Annotated in this window: 13 protein-coding genes and 1 tRNA gene; 4 read left to right on the top strand and 10 right to left on the bottom strand. The window is 72.2% G+C overall.

Going from position 1 to position 15,383, the window contains the following annotated elements:
- Nucleotides 1-64: 64 nt before the first annotated feature.
- Nucleotides 65-2,110: a mechanosensitive ion channel family protein gene (locus ACFFJB_RS02715; RefSeq protein WP_376829293.1), complete on the bottom strand. Its 2,046-nt coding sequence runs from the start codon at nucleotides 2,108-2,110 to the stop codon at nucleotides 65-67.
- Between the two features lie 403 nt (nucleotides 2,111-2,513).
- On the opposite strand from ACFFJB_RS02715, the gene ACFFJB_RS02710 reads away from it, so the two are divergent.
- Nucleotides 2,514-3,740: a mechanosensitive ion channel family protein gene (locus tag ACFFJB_RS02710; RefSeq protein ID WP_376832491.1), complete on the top strand. Its 1,227-nt coding sequence runs from the start codon at nucleotides 2,514-2,516 to the stop codon at nucleotides 3,738-3,740.
- Nucleotides 3,741-3,744: 4 nt separating this feature from the next.
- Here the strand turns inward: ACFFJB_RS02710 and ACFFJB_RS02705 are convergent, their stop codons facing one another.
- Entirely contained in the window at nucleotides 3,745-4,047 is a 303-nt protein-coding gene (locus ACFFJB_RS02705; RefSeq protein WP_376829291.1) for a hypothetical protein, read from the bottom strand.
- Between the two features lie 163 nt (nucleotides 4,048-4,210).
- Between ACFFJB_RS02705 and ACFFJB_RS02700 the strand changes: the two genes are divergently transcribed.
- Both ACFFJB_RS02700 and ACFFJB_RS02695 read left to right on the top strand, forming a co-directional pair.
- On the top strand, nucleotides 4,211-5,302 hold the full coding sequence (locus ACFFJB_RS02700; RefSeq protein ID WP_376829289.1) for an ATP-dependent DNA helicase: 1,092 nt from the start codon (nucleotides 4,211-4,213) through the stop codon (nucleotides 5,300-5,302).
- Nucleotides 5,303-5,631: 329 nt separating this feature from the next.
- Nucleotides 5,632-7,233, top strand: coding sequence for a porin (locus ACFFJB_RS02695; RefSeq protein WP_376829288.1), 1,602 nt, complete (start codon nucleotides 5,632-5,634; stop codon nucleotides 7,231-7,233).
- Between the two features lie 68 nt (nucleotides 7,234-7,301).
- Here ACFFJB_RS02695 and ACFFJB_RS02690 read toward each other — a convergent pair whose 3' ends face one another.
- The 8 genes from ACFFJB_RS02690 to mnmA form a co-directional block, all read right to left on the bottom strand.
- Nucleotides 7,302-7,883, bottom strand: a complete 582-nt coding sequence (locus tag ACFFJB_RS02690) for a histidine phosphatase family protein (protein WP_376829286.1) — start codon at nucleotides 7,881-7,883, stop codon at nucleotides 7,302-7,304.
- Nucleotides 7,884-7,897: 14 nt separating this feature from the next.
- The gene (locus ACFFJB_RS02685) at nucleotides 7,898-8,680 is read right to left on the bottom strand and encodes an adenosylcobinamide-GDP ribazoletransferase (protein ID WP_376829284.1); all 783 of its coding nucleotides are present in this window, start codon (nucleotides 8,678-8,680) and stop codon (nucleotides 7,898-7,900) included.
- Nucleotides 8,681-8,813: 133 nt separating this feature from the next.
- Nucleotides 8,814-9,206, bottom strand: a complete 393-nt coding sequence (locus ACFFJB_RS02680; protein ID WP_376829282.1) for a DUF1428 domain-containing protein — start codon at nucleotides 9,204-9,206, stop codon at nucleotides 8,814-8,816.
- 173 nt (nucleotides 9,207-9,379) lie between these two features.
- Nucleotides 9,380-10,486 (bottom strand): NADH:flavin oxidoreductase, encoded by a 1,107-nt coding sequence (locus tag ACFFJB_RS02675; RefSeq protein WP_376829280.1) that lies wholly within the window; start codon nucleotides 10,484-10,486, stop codon nucleotides 9,380-9,382.
- A gap of 115 nt (nucleotides 10,487-10,601) precedes the next feature.
- Nucleotides 10,602-11,720 (bottom strand): NADH:flavin oxidoreductase, encoded by a 1,119-nt coding sequence (locus ACFFJB_RS02670; protein WP_376829278.1) that lies wholly within the window; start codon nucleotides 11,718-11,720, stop codon nucleotides 10,602-10,604.
- 574 nt (nucleotides 11,721-12,294) lie between these two features.
- Nucleotides 12,295-12,371: transfer RNA gene (locus ACFFJB_RS02665), tRNA-Met, on the bottom strand.
- A gap of 209 nt (nucleotides 12,372-12,580) precedes the next feature.
- The gene (locus ACFFJB_RS02660; RefSeq protein ID WP_376829276.1) at nucleotides 12,581-13,276 is read right to left on the bottom strand and encodes a class I SAM-dependent methyltransferase; all 696 of its coding nucleotides are present in this window, start codon (nucleotides 13,274-13,276) and stop codon (nucleotides 12,581-12,583) included.
- 105 nt (nucleotides 13,277-13,381) lie between these two features.
- A complete protein-coding gene (gene mnmA, locus ACFFJB_RS02655; protein ID WP_376832489.1) occupies nucleotides 13,382-14,542 on the bottom strand; it encodes a tRNA 2-thiouridine(34) synthase MnmA in 1,161 nt (386 codons plus the stop codon).
- 475 nt (nucleotides 14,543-15,017) lie between these two features.
- Here mnmA and sciP point away from each other — a divergent pair, with 475 nt between their 5' ends.
- On the top strand, nucleotides 15,018-15,293 hold the full coding sequence (sciP, locus tag ACFFJB_RS02650; RefSeq protein ID WP_376829274.1) for a CtrA inhibitor SciP: 276 nt from the start codon (nucleotides 15,018-15,020) through the stop codon (nucleotides 15,291-15,293).
- Nucleotides 15,294-15,383: the final 90 nt, after the last annotated feature.

Below are 15,383 nucleotides of genomic sequence, written 5' to 3'. Positions count from 1 at the left end.
CGCTGCGCGCTGGCGCCGTGACCTCCCCGGACGGGCGGAACCGCCGCCTCGCGCGCGCAGCCGCTCAGGCTCCTCCGGCGGCTGGCGGGGCGCCGGCGGCCGTCTCCGTTCCGTCCGCAGACGCCTGGGCGGTTGCGGAGGCGGGCTCCGCGGGCGTCGCGCGCGCCGGGGCCGCGGCCGGGGACGCGTCGGAACGCGGCGCGTCCGCCGCCAGCGCGCCCGCTGCGGCGACGCCGGCCGCCGGCCCCACATGCGGAACCGTCGCCAGAACCGGTTTGGGCACGGCCACGATCCCGTTCTCGCGGAACGCCTGCTGCACTTCAAGATACACCCGCTTGCGGACGCCGAACTGCCGTCCCGCCCGCGCCATGAACTTGCCGCGCACCAGCAGCGTGCCGTCCTCGACCGCGGCGATGCCCTGGCTCTTGAACGGCTGCAGCAGGTCGCCGGCGAATTCCGGATCCGCCGCCAGTTTCGCGCCGATCTGCTTGAAGATCTTCCGCACCTTCTCCACGTCGGTGTCGAACGCCACCCGGAACACCAGCTTCTCGATCACCCAGTCGCGGCTGTAGTTCTGGATCTTTCCGATCTGCCCGTAGGGAATCGTCGCCACCGCGCCGCGCGGATGCCGCAGGCTCACCGAGCGGATGGAGATGCGCTCCACCGTACCCTTGGCGCCCGACGTCTCGATGTACTCGCCCATGCGGAAGGCGTCGTCGATCAGGAAGAACAGGCCGGAGACGATGTCTTTCACCAGCGTCTGCGAACCGAAGCTGATGGCGAGGCCGAACACGCTGAGGCCGGTGATGACGGGCCACACGTTCATGCCCAGCAGCAGCATCGCCGCGAGCGCCGCCACCAGCAGGATCAGCGTGCGCGCCGTTCCGGCCAGCAGCGGGAACAGCGTCTCCAGCCGCGACTGCGGCCGGTGAACCACGCCCTCCTCCTGGGCGGCGTGGGCGTCATGGGGCGCGCCGCCGCGGGGCTTGCGCTGCGCCAGCCGCTCGAAGGCCACGTCGGTCAGGTTCCACGCCCAGGCGGCCGCCAGCGCCGTCAGCGCCAGCCAGACGGCGCGCGCCTCCGCCTCGGAGGCGTCCACGCCCAGGGCCGCCAGCGCCGGAAACGCCCACTGCCAGCCAAGCGCCAGCAGCGTCACCATGATGAAGGCCGGGCGGCTGGTGCGGCAGGCGGCGGCGCGCGGAATGGTCTTGCAGCGCTGCTCCCGCGCCCGCGCCCAGGCGGCCAGCGTCGAATCAACATGCGGCGCCAGCAGCAGGAGCAGCAGCGTCAGCATCATCGGCAGGCCGGGCAGCGGATGGCGCAGGGTGATGCTGACCTGGAACGCGACCAGCGTGCCGAGCACGGCGAAAATCGCCAGCGCCGGCCAGGCGGCGGCGAAGCGCAGCCGCGCGGCCGTCCGCGGCGGCGGCCCGGCCACCGCCGCCGTCACCGCGCGGCCATAACCGGCGTAGGCGCCGACGAACATGGCGGTGGCGGGCAGGCTGACGCACACCGTGGAGAACAGGTCCTGCAGGCCGCTGCCCGCGCCCAGCCCCCGCAGGGTGGACAGCGCCGCCAGCCCGCCGATGGCCCAGATGAAGGACGCGCTCACCAGCAGCCGGAACATCCGCAGCTGCCGGCGCGTGCGCGGCGGCGCCCAGCCGCCGGAAAGAATGGCGTGCAACGCGTTGCGGCAGGCCAGCGCGACGATCGCCGTGCAGCCCCACAGGATCACCAGGCGGCGCAGCTCGCCGCCATGGGTGACCAGCCGGCTTCCCGCCACCACCAGCGCGCCGGCGAGACATATGGCGAGCAGGCCGCGCAGCGCCGGCCCCAGCGGCAGCCGGCGGTGAGCCACGAAGCGCCGGCCCAGCGCCAGCAGCACGCCGCCGGCGACGGCCGCCACAGCGGCGTAGAAAATGATCAGGCCGGGATCGCGCCCCTCCGCCTGGATCCGCGCCACGAACTCGGCCCACTCGCGGTCCGCCCCGGCGATGGCGGCGAGGCGCTGCTGCACGCCGGCGTGCAGGGCGGCGGCCAGCTGGTTGAGCCACTCGGTGAAGGCGCCGAGTTCGTTTTCGATATCGCCGGAAACACTGTCGCCCGCCACCTCTGGTCGCCTCCTGCACGGCTGGGATCGCGTCCCGGGCCCGCGGACGGCCGCGGCCAGGCCGGACCCGCCCGCAGCTGCAGACGCCGGGCCGGCCGCAGCCCCCGCCCCGGCTCCGCGCCCGGCCGGGGCTGCGTTGCTCGCGCGATTGTTGCGACAAACCATCCGCTCCGTCCAGCGGACGCCGCCATGCGCGCCCGTATTGCGCCGCTCCAGCCATTTTGCGACAAGCCTTGCGGGCGCAACTCCGGAGCGGACGGCCGCGCGGCCACGCCTGACCGGACAGTTTCAGGGGGCGGAAGCGGCCTGCGACGCGCTGCGCCGCGCGCACGGCCGCGACAGGAAAAACGGAGAGGTCATGACGGGCGCGACAGGCGACCGGGCTGCGGAAGCGCTGCGCAACCTGCTGGCGTTCAACACGCACTGGCCGTGGCTCGACACGGCGATTTTCCTCACCGGCCTCGCGCTGGTGGCGCTGGTGGTCAACCTGGCCATCCGCGGCCTGCTGCTGCGCGGCTTCGAGAGGCTGCTGGCGCGCACCGCCTGGGGGCGCGATCCGGAGCTGCGGCGGCCCGGCGTGGCGGAGAAGCTGGCCATGGCGGCGCCAGCCATGGTCATCGCCGCCGGCGCCGGACTCACGCCGCACGTTCCGGAAGCCTTCGTCACCATCATGCGCAACGTCGCCAACGCGGTGATCATTCTCGCCGTGGCGATGGCCGGGGCGGCGGCGCTGAACGTGGCGGACGTGCTGTACCACCGCCGGCCGGAAGCGCGGCTGAAGCCGCTCAAGGGCTATTTCCAGATCGCCAAGATCGCCATTTACGTGGTGGCGGCGCTGCTGATGGTCGCCGCCATTCTTGACCGCTCGCCGGTGATCCTGCTCTCCGGTCTCGGCGCCATGGCGGCGGTGCTGATCCTCGTCTTTCAGGACACGCTGCTGTCGCTGGTGGCGGGCATCCAGATCTCCTCCACCGACATGGTGCGGGTGGGCGACTGGATCGAGGTGCCGGGCGAAGGCGCCGACGGCGACGTGATCGAAATCGCCCTGCACACGGTCAAGGTGCAGAACTTTGACCGCACCATCACCACCGTACCGATCCGCAAGCTGGTGTCCGGCGCGTTCCGCAACTACCGCGGCATGCGGGAATCGGGCGCGCGGCGCATCAAGCGCGCCGTCAACATCGACCAGACCAGCATCCGCTTTCTTGAGGAGGCGGACGTGACGCGGCTGTCGCGGCTGCGGCTGCTGGGCGACTATCTGGAGCGCAAGCAGTCGGACATCGCCCGCTGGAACGCGCAGCTGGGCGACGTGGCGCAGCTGCCGGCCAACCGGCGGCGCATGACCAACATCGGCGCCTTCCGCGCCTATGTGGAGGCCTATCTGCGCGCCAGCCCGCGGGTGCGCCAGGATCTCTCCCTGATGGCGCGCCAGCTGCCGCCGGGGCCGGAAGGCCTGCCGCTGGAGGTGTACTGTTTCGCCGACACGGTCGTCTGGCCGGAATATGAGGCGATCCAGGCGGACATTTTCGACCACCTGCTGGCCATCCTGCCCGAGTTCGACCTGCGGGTGTACCAGAAGCCGTCCGGCGCGGACGTGCAGGCGCTGGCGGGCGCGCGGCTGGCGGGCTGAGGCCTCAGCCGGGCGCGGCCTCACGCCGGCGGAACAGGAACATGATCAGGAAGCCGCCGGCCAGCCCCGCCGCCGCCGCGGGGCAGGCGAGCGCGCGCTCCGCCGCCGCGCCGGCCCACGGGCCGCCATGGCCGCCGGCGAAGGCGGCGAAAGCGGCGGCGGCGCCCGGAGCGACGCCGTTGAGGGCGTCGGCCAGCGTGCAGAACGTCCACGCGCCGTTGGCGAGATAGCGGGTCATGTCGAGAACCAGGGCGATGAAACCGCCCACCGCCGCCAGAAACCCCAGAAAACGCATCATCGCCCGCATGTTCGCCCGCTCCGCGCCCGGATTCGCGCCCGCCCGGCCGTCGCCGGCGCGGCGCCCCGCGCGCCAGGTTAAAGGATGGCGTTTCGCGCCGTCCGTCGCTACACCCTGCCCCATATCACGGTAAACGGCGCCGCCGCAGGCGCCGCACGGGAAACGGCGCGCGATGGACTGGTCTCCGCAGCAGGTTGAGGCGCTCAACGCGGTGGCGCGATGGCTGAAGCGCGGCTCGCCGCAGGTGTTCCGCCTGTTCGGCTACGCCGGCACCGGCAAGACGACGCTGGCGCGCCACATCGCCGAGGGCGTGGACGGGGACGTGCTGTTCGGCGCCTTCACCGGCAAGGCGGCGCTGGTGATGCGCGCCCGGGGCTGCACGGACGCCACCACCATCCACAGCATGATCTACCGCGCCCGCGGCGTCGACGAGGAGGCGCCCACCTTCGTCATCAATCCCAACGCCGCGGCGGCCAGGGCCAGCCTGATCATCATCGACGAATGCTCGATGGTGGACGGGGATCTGGGGCGTGACCTTGAGTCCTTCGGCGTTCCCATCCTCGTGCTCGGCGATCCGGCGCAGCTGCCGCCGGTGAAGGGCGGCGGCCATTTCACCGCCGGCGAACCCGACGTGATGCTGACCGAGGTGCACCGCCAGGCCCAGGACGACCCGATCGTGCGCCTGTCCATGATCGCGCGCGAGGGCGGGCGCATCGCCCCCGGCGACTATGGCGAAACCCGCGTCATCACCCGCCGGGAGGTCAATGCGGAGATGATTCTGGCCGCCGACCAGGTGCTGGTGGGGCTCAACCGCACGCGGCGGCTGTACAACCGGCGCATCCGCGAGCTGCTGGGCTACCGCGACCCGCTGCCGGCGGCGGGCGAGAAGCTGGTGTGCCTGCGCAACGACCGCAGCAAGGGGCTGCTGAACGGCGCCGTGTTCCGGGTGCGGGCCAACCGCGGCGTCAGCAAGGGCCAGGTGCGGCTCACCGTGGTTCCGGACGAGGACGTGGGCGGCCGCGCGGCGCGGGTGAGCGTGCTGCAGGCGTTTTTCGAAGGCGGCGACGAACCGCCGCCGTGGGACGTGCGTCGCCGCTCGGACGAGTTTGACTACGGCTACGCCCTCACCGTGCACAAGGCGCAGGGCTCGCAGTGGGACCATGTGGTGCTGTTCGACGAAAGCCGCGCCTTCCGCGAACACTGGAGCCGCTGGCTGTACACCGGCATCACCCGCGCGGCGAAAAAGCTGACACTGGTGGTGTAAGTCGCCCCGCCCCTGCCCGCCTTTTCCACAGCCTCCTTCCGGCCGCCCGTCCGGACGCGCCCACGCCTGCGCCCGGGCCGCCAGAAATTTTCCACACGAATACTTTTATATCGCCGAAGCATACAAAATACCCTGACAATTGTATTCTTATTTTTACTTTTTCATGCGCCGCGATTGTGGCATATTACTGTCGTACTTCTGATCGCCTTTAAGGAGGCGCTGCGCCATCTCCGCCGGCGCGCCGCCTCGCCCGCCGGCCCGCCCATGCCGGCGATGGCCGGCCGGGACACGGCCAGCATGTTCACGGAGGCAGCAAGCGGGGACGGGTCATGCGAGCAGTCTGCAACAGCCGGAGAAGGGTTCCGCCGCTGCGCGCGGCGTCATTCATTGCGACGGCCCTCGGCGCGACCGCGGCGGCGCAGGCCGCCGACCTGCCGGCGGGCAAGGCGGCGCCGGCAGAATACGTCCGGGTCTGCGCGACCCATGGCGCGGGCTTTTTCTACATTCCGGGCACGGACACCTGCATCCGCGTCGGCGGGCGGGTCTCCTTCGCCTACGAATTCGCGCAATACCGCAATCTTGCGGCGGACCGCTCCAACTTCATCAGCGCCGGCCGCATCCAGGCCGACGCCCGCACGGCCACGGCGTGGGGCACGCTGCGCGCCTTCGTGCGGTTCGACATCGCCAGCCGCACCGGCCAGCAGCACGGCGCCTCCGGCACCCTGCGCAATCACGGGCCGCTGGGCTTCAACGCCACCGGCGTCGACACCTACAACCGCGCCTACAAATATGTGGAGGCCGACAAGGCGTTCATCCAGTTCGCCGGGCTGACGGCGGGGCGCGCCTCATCCTTCTACGATTTCTACATGACGGACATCGAGCTGACGAATTTCTCGATCACCTCGAACGCGCCGTTCACCAACCTGCTCGCCTACACCGTGCGCTTCGGCGGCGGCTTCAGCGCCACCGTGTCGATGGAAGATCCCACCTTCCGGCGCAATCCGCTGTTCTTCGGCGCCGTGGGCGCCAATGGCGTCATCGCGCCCTTCGTCGGGCTGAGCGGCGGCGTCGCCAGCGCCGGGCTTTGCGCCAACGGCACGGCGACGGGCTGCGTGTTCGGCGCGCCGGTCCTGACCTTCGACAGCAACGGCCGCGTCGTCGGCTACGCCTATGTGGACGTGGCGCAGCGGCTCAACGCGCCGGACGTGGTCGCCAACCTGCGCGTAGACCAGGGCTGGGGCTCGGCGCAGCTGTCGGTGGCGGCGCATCAGGTGGCGGTCGGCAATTTCACCGGCGGCGCTCCCAATGGCGGCTGGGCCCGCCGGCCGGCGGCGCGGTGGGGATACGCCGTCCAGGGCGGCGCGAAGCTCAACCTGCCGTTTCTTGCACCGGGCGACGCGCTGTGGCTGCAGGCCGCCTGGGCCAGAGGCGCCATGTCCTACACCGGGCTCCCGGCGCCCATCGGCCATGACAGCGCGCTGCAGGCGGGCATCGGCGGCGGCGGACGCTTCAACGCCTGGAAACTGGACGGATATGTGGAGCCTGACGCCGGCTCCATCCGCCTCACCACCTCCTGGTCGGCGGCGGTCGCCTTCCTGCATTACTGGACGCCGCAGCTGCGCTCCGGCTTCGTCGCCACCTACGGGCAGCCGCAGTACCCCTCCGGCGCGCGCAGGAGCGGCGTTTATGGCTTTGTGTCCCCCGGCGGGGCGTACAGCGCCGCCTTCCGGGATTTCCGCGAGTTCGTCGGCCTCGCCAACCTGGTGTGGTCGCCGGTTCGGAACCTCGACATCGGCGTCGAGGCGCTCTACCAGCGCATCGAGACGCGCGGCCGGGTGCTGGACAACAATCGCGGCGGGGCGCTGACCGGGCGCACCACCGGACATGACGACAACTGGCTGACGCGCTTCCGCATCGACCGCACCTTCTGAGCGCGGCCAGCCGCGGTCCCGGCGTGCGGGGAGCGGAACGGGCGCGGCGCCGCCGTTGGCGCGGCGCCTCACCGCCACAGGGCGAGACGGTTCACGTAACCCACGCGCCAGCCGCCGGGCAGCAGCTCCAGCAGCGTGACGGACAGCGGATCGATCACCAGGCTGAGAGCCGCGTTGAGGTCGAGGCCGAAGGCGGTGGCCACGGCGGCGCGGATGGCGCCGGAATGGGTCACCGCCACATGGTCGCCTGGCGGCAGGCCGGCGAGGAAGGCGGCCACCCGCTTCTGCTGGCTGGCGAAACTCTCGCCGCCCGGCGGCGCGTTATGGGCGGCGTCACGCCAGAAGGCGGCGTAGGCCTCGCCCAGCTCCACGGCGAGATCGGCGTGGCGCCGGCCAGTCCAGGCGCCGAAGTCCTGTTCGGAAATGCGCGGATCAGGCGTGGCCGCAAGGCCGAGCGCGGCCGCGGTCTGGCGGGTGCGCAGCGCCGGGCTGCACCAGGCCGTGGCCGCCGGCGCAGCCCGCAGCAGCGCCGCGCGCGTGGCCGCGGCCAGCGCCGCGTCCGAAACGTCCGCCGGCGCGCCGGACCCGTGAATGACGCCCGCCGGCCCCATCACCGGCGCGTGCCGCACCAGGAAGATTCGCCGCTCCATGGCCGCCGGTCCGGTCATGACGCGGCCGCGAGCGGATCCGCCGCCGCCAGCATGGCGAACAGCAGCAGCAGCACGATGACCGTGAGCTGCTCCGCGAAACCGAGCGCGTCGCCGGTATAGCCGCCGATATGGCGGAGGCAGAACCACCGCGCCGCCAGCGCCGTCAGCGCCGTGGCGGCGAAGGCGGGAAGCAGCCACGGACGCGGCAGCGCCAGGGCGGCGATCGCGGCGGCAAGCGCCAGCGCCGTCAGCGCCACATGCAGCGGCGGCCGGCCGGCGGCGCCGGCGAGGCCCTCGCGGCGGGCCAGCGGCGTCCAGCGGCTGAGCGCCGCCATGGGGCCGCGGCCGAGCGCGCCGCAGGCGGCGAGCGCCGCAACCGCCAGCGGCCCCGGCAGCGCGGCGAGACAGGCGGACTTCACCAGCAGGCCGCCGGCCACCGCCAGGGCGCCGAAGGCGCCGACGCGGCTGTCTTTCATGATCTCCAGCCGGCGCTCGCGGGTGTAGCCTCCCATGCTGTCGGCCACGTCGGCCATGCCGTCTTCATGCAGGGCGCCGGTGAGCGCGGCGCTGGCCAGAAAAACGATGGCGGCGGCGGCGAGCGGCGGCGCGCCGGCCGTAACCAGCAGCCAGTACAGTCCGCCGAGCACGGCGCCGATCACCGCGCCGACCAGCGGAACCACCCGCAGGCAGCGGGCGACGCCGCCCGCGCCGGCCTCAACATGGCCGACAGGCAGGCGGGTCATGAAAGCGACGGCAAGTCTCAGGTCGTGCAGGACATCGCGCAGCAGCGACGGCATCGGACGGCTCCAGGAGCAGGGGCGCGCGCGGCGCCGGAGCATCCGCATACCCTGCCGGCGGCCGCCACGCCAGACGCGCCGCGCGCCATGCCTCCCGTCTGGCGCCCCGCCCCCGGAATCTGGCCCCGGTGCGTCAGCCCCGGGGCTCCGCGCCCGCGGCGGCGAGATGCACCAGCGGCGTGAAGCCGCCGAAGATCATCCGCGCGCCGTCAAACGGCATGGGATTCTTCTGCGGATCCATGCGCGGGTCGGCGTTGGCCGGATCCATCAGCTTCTGCATGGCGGCGTCGCGCGTCGCCCTGTCCGGCCACTCGATCCACGAAAACACCACCGTCTCGTCCGGACGGGCGGCGACGGCGCGGCGGAAGTCGGTCTGCCGGCCTTCCGGCACGTCGTCGCCCCAGCATTCCGTCACGCGCAGGGCGCCCATTTCGATGAACACGGCGTCGGCGAGGGCGGCGTGCTCGCGGAACTTCTCGCGGTTGGCGGTGGGAACGGCGATGACAAACCCGTCGATATAGGACATGGGAGCCTCCTCCTGCCTGCGTTTCCCCGGCGGCGTCCGGTTCCGGCGGAACGTCCGCGCCGCCGGCGAGGAGAGCACGGCCGGCGCGCCGGCGGAACCCGTTCCGTTCCCGACGCGGCGTGAAAAAGCCCGCCCGGCGGCGCCGGGCGGGCTGCGGTCAGGTCCGGGCCGCGTCAGGCGGCTTCGGACTCCACGAAACCCTTCCAGCCGGTGGCCATGTAGTCGATGAACTTCGGCCCCAGCCCCTCGGCGGCGAGATGGGCGCGGGAGACCGGCAGCGGCAGCGCGGCGAAGCCGGGATCGGCGATGACCCGGCGCGGGAAGTCGTGATGGATGATGGCCCCGCGGCCGACCAGCACGAAGTCGGCGCCGGCGTCGAGACAGGCCTGGACCGTGGCGCCGTTCATGATCTTGCCGGCCACGCCCAGCCGCGTGTTCCCGCGCGGCAGCCCGGTGAACAGGTCGATGAGGCGCCGGCCGGCCCAGGCCCTGTCCTCCGGCTCCTTGAAGACGCTCCACAGCGACATGTCGAGATAGTCGATCTTGCCGGAGGTCATCAGCTGGCTGGCGAGGACGCGGGCCTCGCCGAGGTCGATGCCGTAGCGCTCCGGCGACAGGCGCACGCCTAGCTGGAACGAGGGCTTCGTGGCGGCGCGCACGCCGTCAATGATCTCCCACAGCAGGCGCGCGCGGTCCTCCAGCGCGCCGCCGTAACCGTCCTCGCGGGTATTGGCCACGTCAAGGAAGTGGCACAGCAGGTAGCCGTGGGCGCCGTGCAGCTCCACGCCGTCGAAGCCGGCCTTCTCGGCGCGCACGGCGGCGGCGATGAAATCGTCGCGCAGGCGGCGCACCTCGTCGGTGGTGAGGGCGCGGGCGCCGGTTTCGGCGACGGCCACCGGGGCCACCGGCTCGCCGCCCAGCTCGCGCACGGCGCGCTGGCCGGAATGCTGCAGCTGCACCGACGACAGGCTGCCGGCGGCGCGGACGCCGTCGGCGAGACGGGTCAGGCCGGGCAGGTGATCGTCGCTGAAAATGCCCAGCTGGCCGGGGAAGCCCTGGCCGGAGCGCTGCACGTGGGCGGCGCAGGTCATGGTGAGGGCGAAGCCGCCCCCGGCGCGACGCACCAGCCAGTTGTACTCGTCGTCGTGCAGCGTGCCGTCCGGATTGCTCTGCATGTTGGTCAGCGGCGCCAGCATGAACCGGTTCTTCATGGCCGGGCCGCGCGGCAGGGCCACGGCGTCGCCCGGTTTCTTCTGGCTGGCTTCATTGGCGGCTGTCATCCGGAATCCTCTCCCTGCTCAGTCAGCGTCGTGATCGGCTGACGGAAAAAATCTGGCGCCGTCGCCGGGCGCTGGCAAATGCGGCGCATCCGCCGCGACGACGGCGCCGCGGCGCTCAGGCGGCCTCGACGAAGCCCGGCCAGCCCTTTTCGAGATAGTTCATGAAACGCGGCCCGACCGCGCCGGCCTCCAGATGGGCGCGCGGCACCGGCCGAGGCAGGGAGGCGAAGGCGGGATCGGCGATGGCCCGCCGCGGGAAGTCGTGATGGATGATGGCCCCGCGGCCGACCAGCACGAAGTCGGCGCCGGCGTCGATGCAGGCCTGGGCGGTGGCTGCGTCCATGATCTTGCCGGCCACGCCCAGCGGCGTGTTTCCGCGCGGCAGCCCGGTGAACAGGTCGATGAGGCGCCAGCCGGCCCAGGCCCTGTCCTCCGGCTCCTTGAAGACGCTCCACAGCGACATGTCGAGATAGTCGATCCGGCCGGAGGTCATCAGCGCGCTGGCGGCGGCGCGGGCGTCCTCGATGGTGATGCCGTAGCGCTCCGGCGACAGGCGCACGCCCAGCTGGAAATCGCTGCGGGTGGAGGCGCGAATGCCGTCGATGATGTCGTTGAGGAAGCGCATGCGGTCTTCCAGCGCGCCGCCGTAGCCGTCGTCGCGGTTGTTGGCGGAATCGAGGAACTGGCACAGCAGGTAGCCGTGGGCCGAATGCAGCTCCACGCCATGGAAGCCGGCCTTCTCCGCCCGGACGGCGGCGGCGACGAAGGCGTCGCGCAGGCGGCGGATCTCGCCGGTGGTGAGGGCGCGGGCCCCGCTTTCCGGCACGGCCACCGGGCCGACGGGTTCGCCGCCCAGCTTCGGCACGGACCGGTGGCCGGAATGGCCGATCTGCAGCGACGACAGGCAGCCTTCCCTGCGGATGCCTTCCGCAAGCCGGGCGAGGCCGGGAATCATCCCGTCGCAGTGAACGCCGAGCTGGCCGGGGGCGCCCTTGCCGCAGGCGGTGACGTAAGCGGCGCAGGTCATGACGAGGCCGTAGCCGCCGCGGGCGCGCATGGTCAGCCAGTTGTATTCGTCCTCGCCCAGCGAGCCGTCCGGATTGCTCTGCATGTTGGTGAGCGGGGCGAGCATGAAGCGGTTGTTCATGGCCGGCCCGCGCGGCATGGCGACCGCGTCGGTGAAGCTTCTGCTGTGCTGCGTGCGCGCGGCGGCGGCCGCGGGAGCGTCTGACATGCGCTGTCCTCCCGTGTGACGTGAGCGTTGATGTTGTGGCGACGCCGCGCGCCTGCGGCGCGGACCGGCATGCCCGCGCAATGTGGGCGAATGCGCGCGCCGGCGCCAGCGCGCCGCCATGGCGGCGACGTCTGTTTCCGTGAACGCCGCGCACCATACGACGGCCCGCGCCGCCCCAGCCCTGCGCCACGCGCCGCCGCCCCATGCGCCTGCGTCCGGCTGCCCGGAGGAACGGCGGAGCCAGCCGCCCGCTGCGGTCACCGGAACGCCGGAGGGAGCGAAGGGACCGGCGCGTCAGCCGGATGTCCGGGCCCGCGCCGGGAAAGACAGGCCGGACGGACCCTGCGGCGGGGCGGCGCCGTGGCAGGGAGCTGACAGACCGAAAGGCGTCGCCCGGACCGCCCGGAGCGGCGGCCGCGCAGCGGGCGCGCGGCCCCTCCTCCGCAGCGCGGCGTCCGCGCGCCGCGCCGGCGGCCGCGGGCAGACAGGCGCGCGCAGGCCCCTGGCCGGCCGGGACCCGACCGGAGAAACGGGAAACGGAACAGAGGGAAAGAAAGAGAAGGAAAAGAAAGGATGGTAGCGAGGGAGGGACTCGAACCCCCGACACGCGGATTATGATTCCGCTGCTCTAACCAACTGAGCTACCCCGCCGCACCGGGCCGCCGCGGCCCGCCGCCGTCCGTAGACTGCGGCGGATATAGGAGGCCGGCGCCGGAGCTGTCAAGAACGCCGCGCGAGTTATCCTCACGCCCGCGCCGGGACCGCCCCGCGCCATGTGGACAGCCGTCGCGACGGGCTGGCCGGAGGCTGGCCGGCAGCCCCCGCCGCCCGTTCCCGGCGCGCCGCCGCGGCGCGGCGGCTCAGTTGCGGTCGGCGCCCGCCTTGCGCAGACGCACCAGGGTGAAGAAGCCGAACGGCTTCAGCGGCCGCACCTCGGCGATGGTGAAGTCGCCGCGGCGTTTCGCCCAGGCGGCGAGACGCGACACGCGGAAGGCCGAGCTCCAGCCGATACGGCTCACCAGCGGCGCGACCGCCTCCTCAAGGCGGGCGCGCGGGCCGCTGTCGGCGCCGAAATGATTGACGAGGATGATCTCGCCGCCCGGACGCAGCACCCGGGCGAACTCGTCCAGCGCCCCCTCCGGATCCGGCACCAGCGTGATCATCATCTGCGCGCTGACGGCGTCGAAGCTTTCGTCGCGAAAACCGAGCCGGCAGCCGTCCATCACCAGCACGCCGGTCACATGCCGCAGCGGGCCGGCCAGCACCTTGCGGCGCGCCTGGCGCAGCATGTGTTCGGAAAGGTCGGTGGCGATCACCCGGCAGTGCGGCGGATATTCCTGCAGCGCCATGCCGGTGCCGGCGCCCACCTCCAGTATGTCGCGGCCGCAGGCCACGCCCGCCGCCACGGCGGCCTTGCGGCCCGGCCCGGTTAGCCGGCGATAGGTCAGGTCATACACCGGCGCCCAGCGCGCGTAGGCCTTTTTCATCACCGACGGGTCGGGCTGGCTGAAGCCGTGCCGCGGCGCGTCGTCATTCCTGCCTGAGGTCAGACCCATCCGTGTCCCCGCTGCTGACATGAAAGAACCCGGCGGCGCGCGGCGCCGGCCGGGAAGTTTGCCTGCGTCCGCCGGGAAAACAAGAGCCGGCCCGCGCCCGCTCCCTCATCCGGCTGCGGAGGCGATCTCCGGCGCCAGCCGCGGCGCGCGGCTGATGACGCCGCCGCCCAGAACCCGGGCGCCGGCGCCGGGGCCGTCATAGATGACGCAGGCCTGGCCCGGCGCCACCCCCTGCTCGGCCTCGGCCAGCTCCACCTCGGCCACGCCGCCGACGTTGTACAGCACCGCCGGCGCCGGCGGACGGGTGGAGCGCACCCGCACCGCCACCTCCAGCCCGTCCGGCGGCAGGTCGGCGAAAGCGCCGTCGCCGATCCAGGAAATGTCGCGCAGACGGATGCGCCGGGTGAGCAGCGCCTCGCGCGGGCCGACGATGACCCGCGCCCGCGCCGCGTCCAGCGCCACCACGTAAAGCGGCTCGCCGCCGGAAAGGCCAAGCCCGCGCCGCTGGCCGACGGTGAAGCGGATGATGCCGTCGTGCCGCCCCAGCACCCGGCCGTCGATGTGAACGATGTCGCCGGGGGTGGAGGCCTCCGGCCGCAGGCGGCGGATCAGGTCGGCGTAGCCGCCTTCGGGCACGAAGCAGATGTCCTGGCTGTCGCTCTTGTCGGCCACGGCGAGGCCGTAACGGCGGGCCAGCTCGCGGGTCTCGCTCTTGCGCAGGCCGCCCAGGGGAAAGCGCAGCATGTCGAGCTGCTCCTGGGTGGTGGCGTAGAGGAAATAGGTCTGGTCCTTGTCCGGATCGGCGGCGCGGAACATGCCGCGGCGCCCGTCCGGCAGCAGGCGGCTGGAGACGTAATGGCCGGTGGCCAGCACATGGGCGCCGATGTCGCGGGCGGTGCGCATCAGGTCGGCGAACTTCACCGTGCGGTTGCAGTCCACGCAGGGGATCGGCGTCTCGCCGGCCAGATAGCTGTCGGCGAAGCGGTCGATGACCGCCTCGCGGAAGCGGTCTTCATAGTCCAGCACGTAATGGGGAATGCCGAGGCGGTCGGCGACGCGGCGCGCGTCATGGATGTCCTGGCCGGCGCAGCAGGCGCCGCGGCGGCGCACCGCGGCGCCGTGGTCATAGAGCTGCAGGGTGATGCCGGTGACGTCGTAGCCCTGCTCCTTGAGCATGGCCGCGACCACGGACGAATCCACGCCGCCGGACATGGCGACGACCACGCGCGTGCCGGAGGGCGGCAACGGCAGGTCCAGACTGTTCAGCGGCGTAGCAGACATGTTTTCTTCCTGCCCTGGTCATCGCGACGCCATGAGCCGGAGCGCCCAGCGGCCCATGCCCGCGGCCCATGCCCGGAGACCCGCGCCCCCTGGCGGGCGGCGTGCGCCCGGCGGACCGTTCCGGCGCAACAGATACCCCCAGGCGGCGCGAAAAGCCACCTGCGCGCGCGCCCCTATACGTCGTCGCGGCCGCGCGCGTCATTGACGTGGGTCAGGCGCGCCGCGGGCCCGGGAATGACCGTCAGGTTGACGCCCGCGCGCCCGGGAGGCGCCGCCGTCCCGCAAGGGAACAGGCGCCGGGCCCTGGCGGACGCAGAACGCTGCGCGCGACGCCCGGCGTAAACCTGCCGTTCACCATCAGCGGAAGGCCGGAAAACCTCTGTTTTCCTTTAGCTAATTCTTAAATGGGACGATGCAAGGATACGCTTGTCGGCATGGATCATGAGTGTATGAGCGTACCATGAACGAAACCCACCGCCCGAGGGTCAAATATGTGATCGGGCCAGACGGCAGTCCGCTCACCATCGCGGACCTGCCGCCTCCGGACACCAGACGCTGGGTCATTCGCCGCAAGGCGGAAGTGGTGGCCGCCGTGCGCGGCGGTCTCCTCAGCCTGGAAGAAGCCTGCAGCCGTTACACGCTGACCGTGGAAGAGTTTCTCAGCTGGCAGATGTCCATCGACCAGCATGGCCTTCCGGGACTGCGCACCACGCGTCTCCAGCTCTACAGGCAGTGAGGCGCCGTCCCCGTGAGACCCCAGGGTCTTGCGGGGACAGCGCGCCGCGGCCGCTCGGGCGCTCCGGCGCCGGACGCCGCCGCGACCATG

Source organism: Camelimonas abortus, assembly GCF_042432745.1.
Taxonomy (GTDB): domain Bacteria; phylum Pseudomonadota; class Alphaproteobacteria; order Rhizobiales; family Beijerinckiaceae; genus Camelimonas; species Camelimonas abortus.
The sequence above is the reverse complement of the archived record's forward strand: the minus strand, read 5'-3'. Positions and strand labels throughout refer to the sequence as shown.

What these genes read in the sequence shown, in the direction of transcription:
- ACFFJB_RS02705 (WP_376829291.1), bottom strand. Translation starts at nt 4,047, where the DNA reads ATGCGGGCGATGATGCGTTTTCTGGGGTTTCTGGCGGCGGTGGGCGGT.
- ACFFJB_RS02700 (WP_376829289.1), top strand. Translation starts at nt 4,211, where the DNA reads ATGGACTGGTCTCCGCAGCAGGTTGAGGCGCTCAACGCGGTGGCGCGA.
- ACFFJB_RS02695 (WP_376829288.1), top strand. Translation starts at nt 5,632, where the DNA reads ATGCGAGCAGTCTGCAACAGCCGGAGAAGGGTTCCGCCGCTGCGCGCG.
- ACFFJB_RS02690 (WP_376829286.1), bottom strand. Translation starts at nt 7,883, where the DNA reads ATGGAGCGGCGAATCTTCCTGGTGCGGCACGCGCCGGTGATGGGGCCG.
- ACFFJB_RS02685 (WP_376829284.1), bottom strand. Translation starts at nt 8,680, where the DNA reads ATGCCGTCGCTGCTGCGCGATGTCCTGCACGACCTGAGACTTGCCGTC.
- ACFFJB_RS02680 (WP_376829282.1), bottom strand. Translation starts at nt 9,206, where the DNA reads ATGTCCTATATCGACGGGTTTGTCATCGCCGTTCCCACCGCCAACCGC.
- ACFFJB_RS02675 (WP_376829280.1), bottom strand. Translation starts at nt 10,486, where the DNA reads ATGACAGCCGCCAATGAAGCCAGCCAGAAGAAACCGGGCGACGCCGTG.
- ACFFJB_RS02670 (WP_376829278.1), bottom strand. Translation starts at nt 11,720, where the DNA reads ATGTCAGACGCTCCCGCGGCCGCCGCCGCGCGCACGCAGCACAGCAGA.
- ACFFJB_RS02660 (WP_376829276.1), bottom strand. Translation starts at nt 13,276, where the DNA reads ATGGGTCTGACCTCAGGCAGGAATGACGACGCGCCGCGGCACGGCTTC.
- sciP (WP_376829274.1), top strand. Translation starts at nt 15,018, where the DNA reads ATGAACGAAACCCACCGCCCGAGGGTCAAATATGTGATCGGGCCAGAC.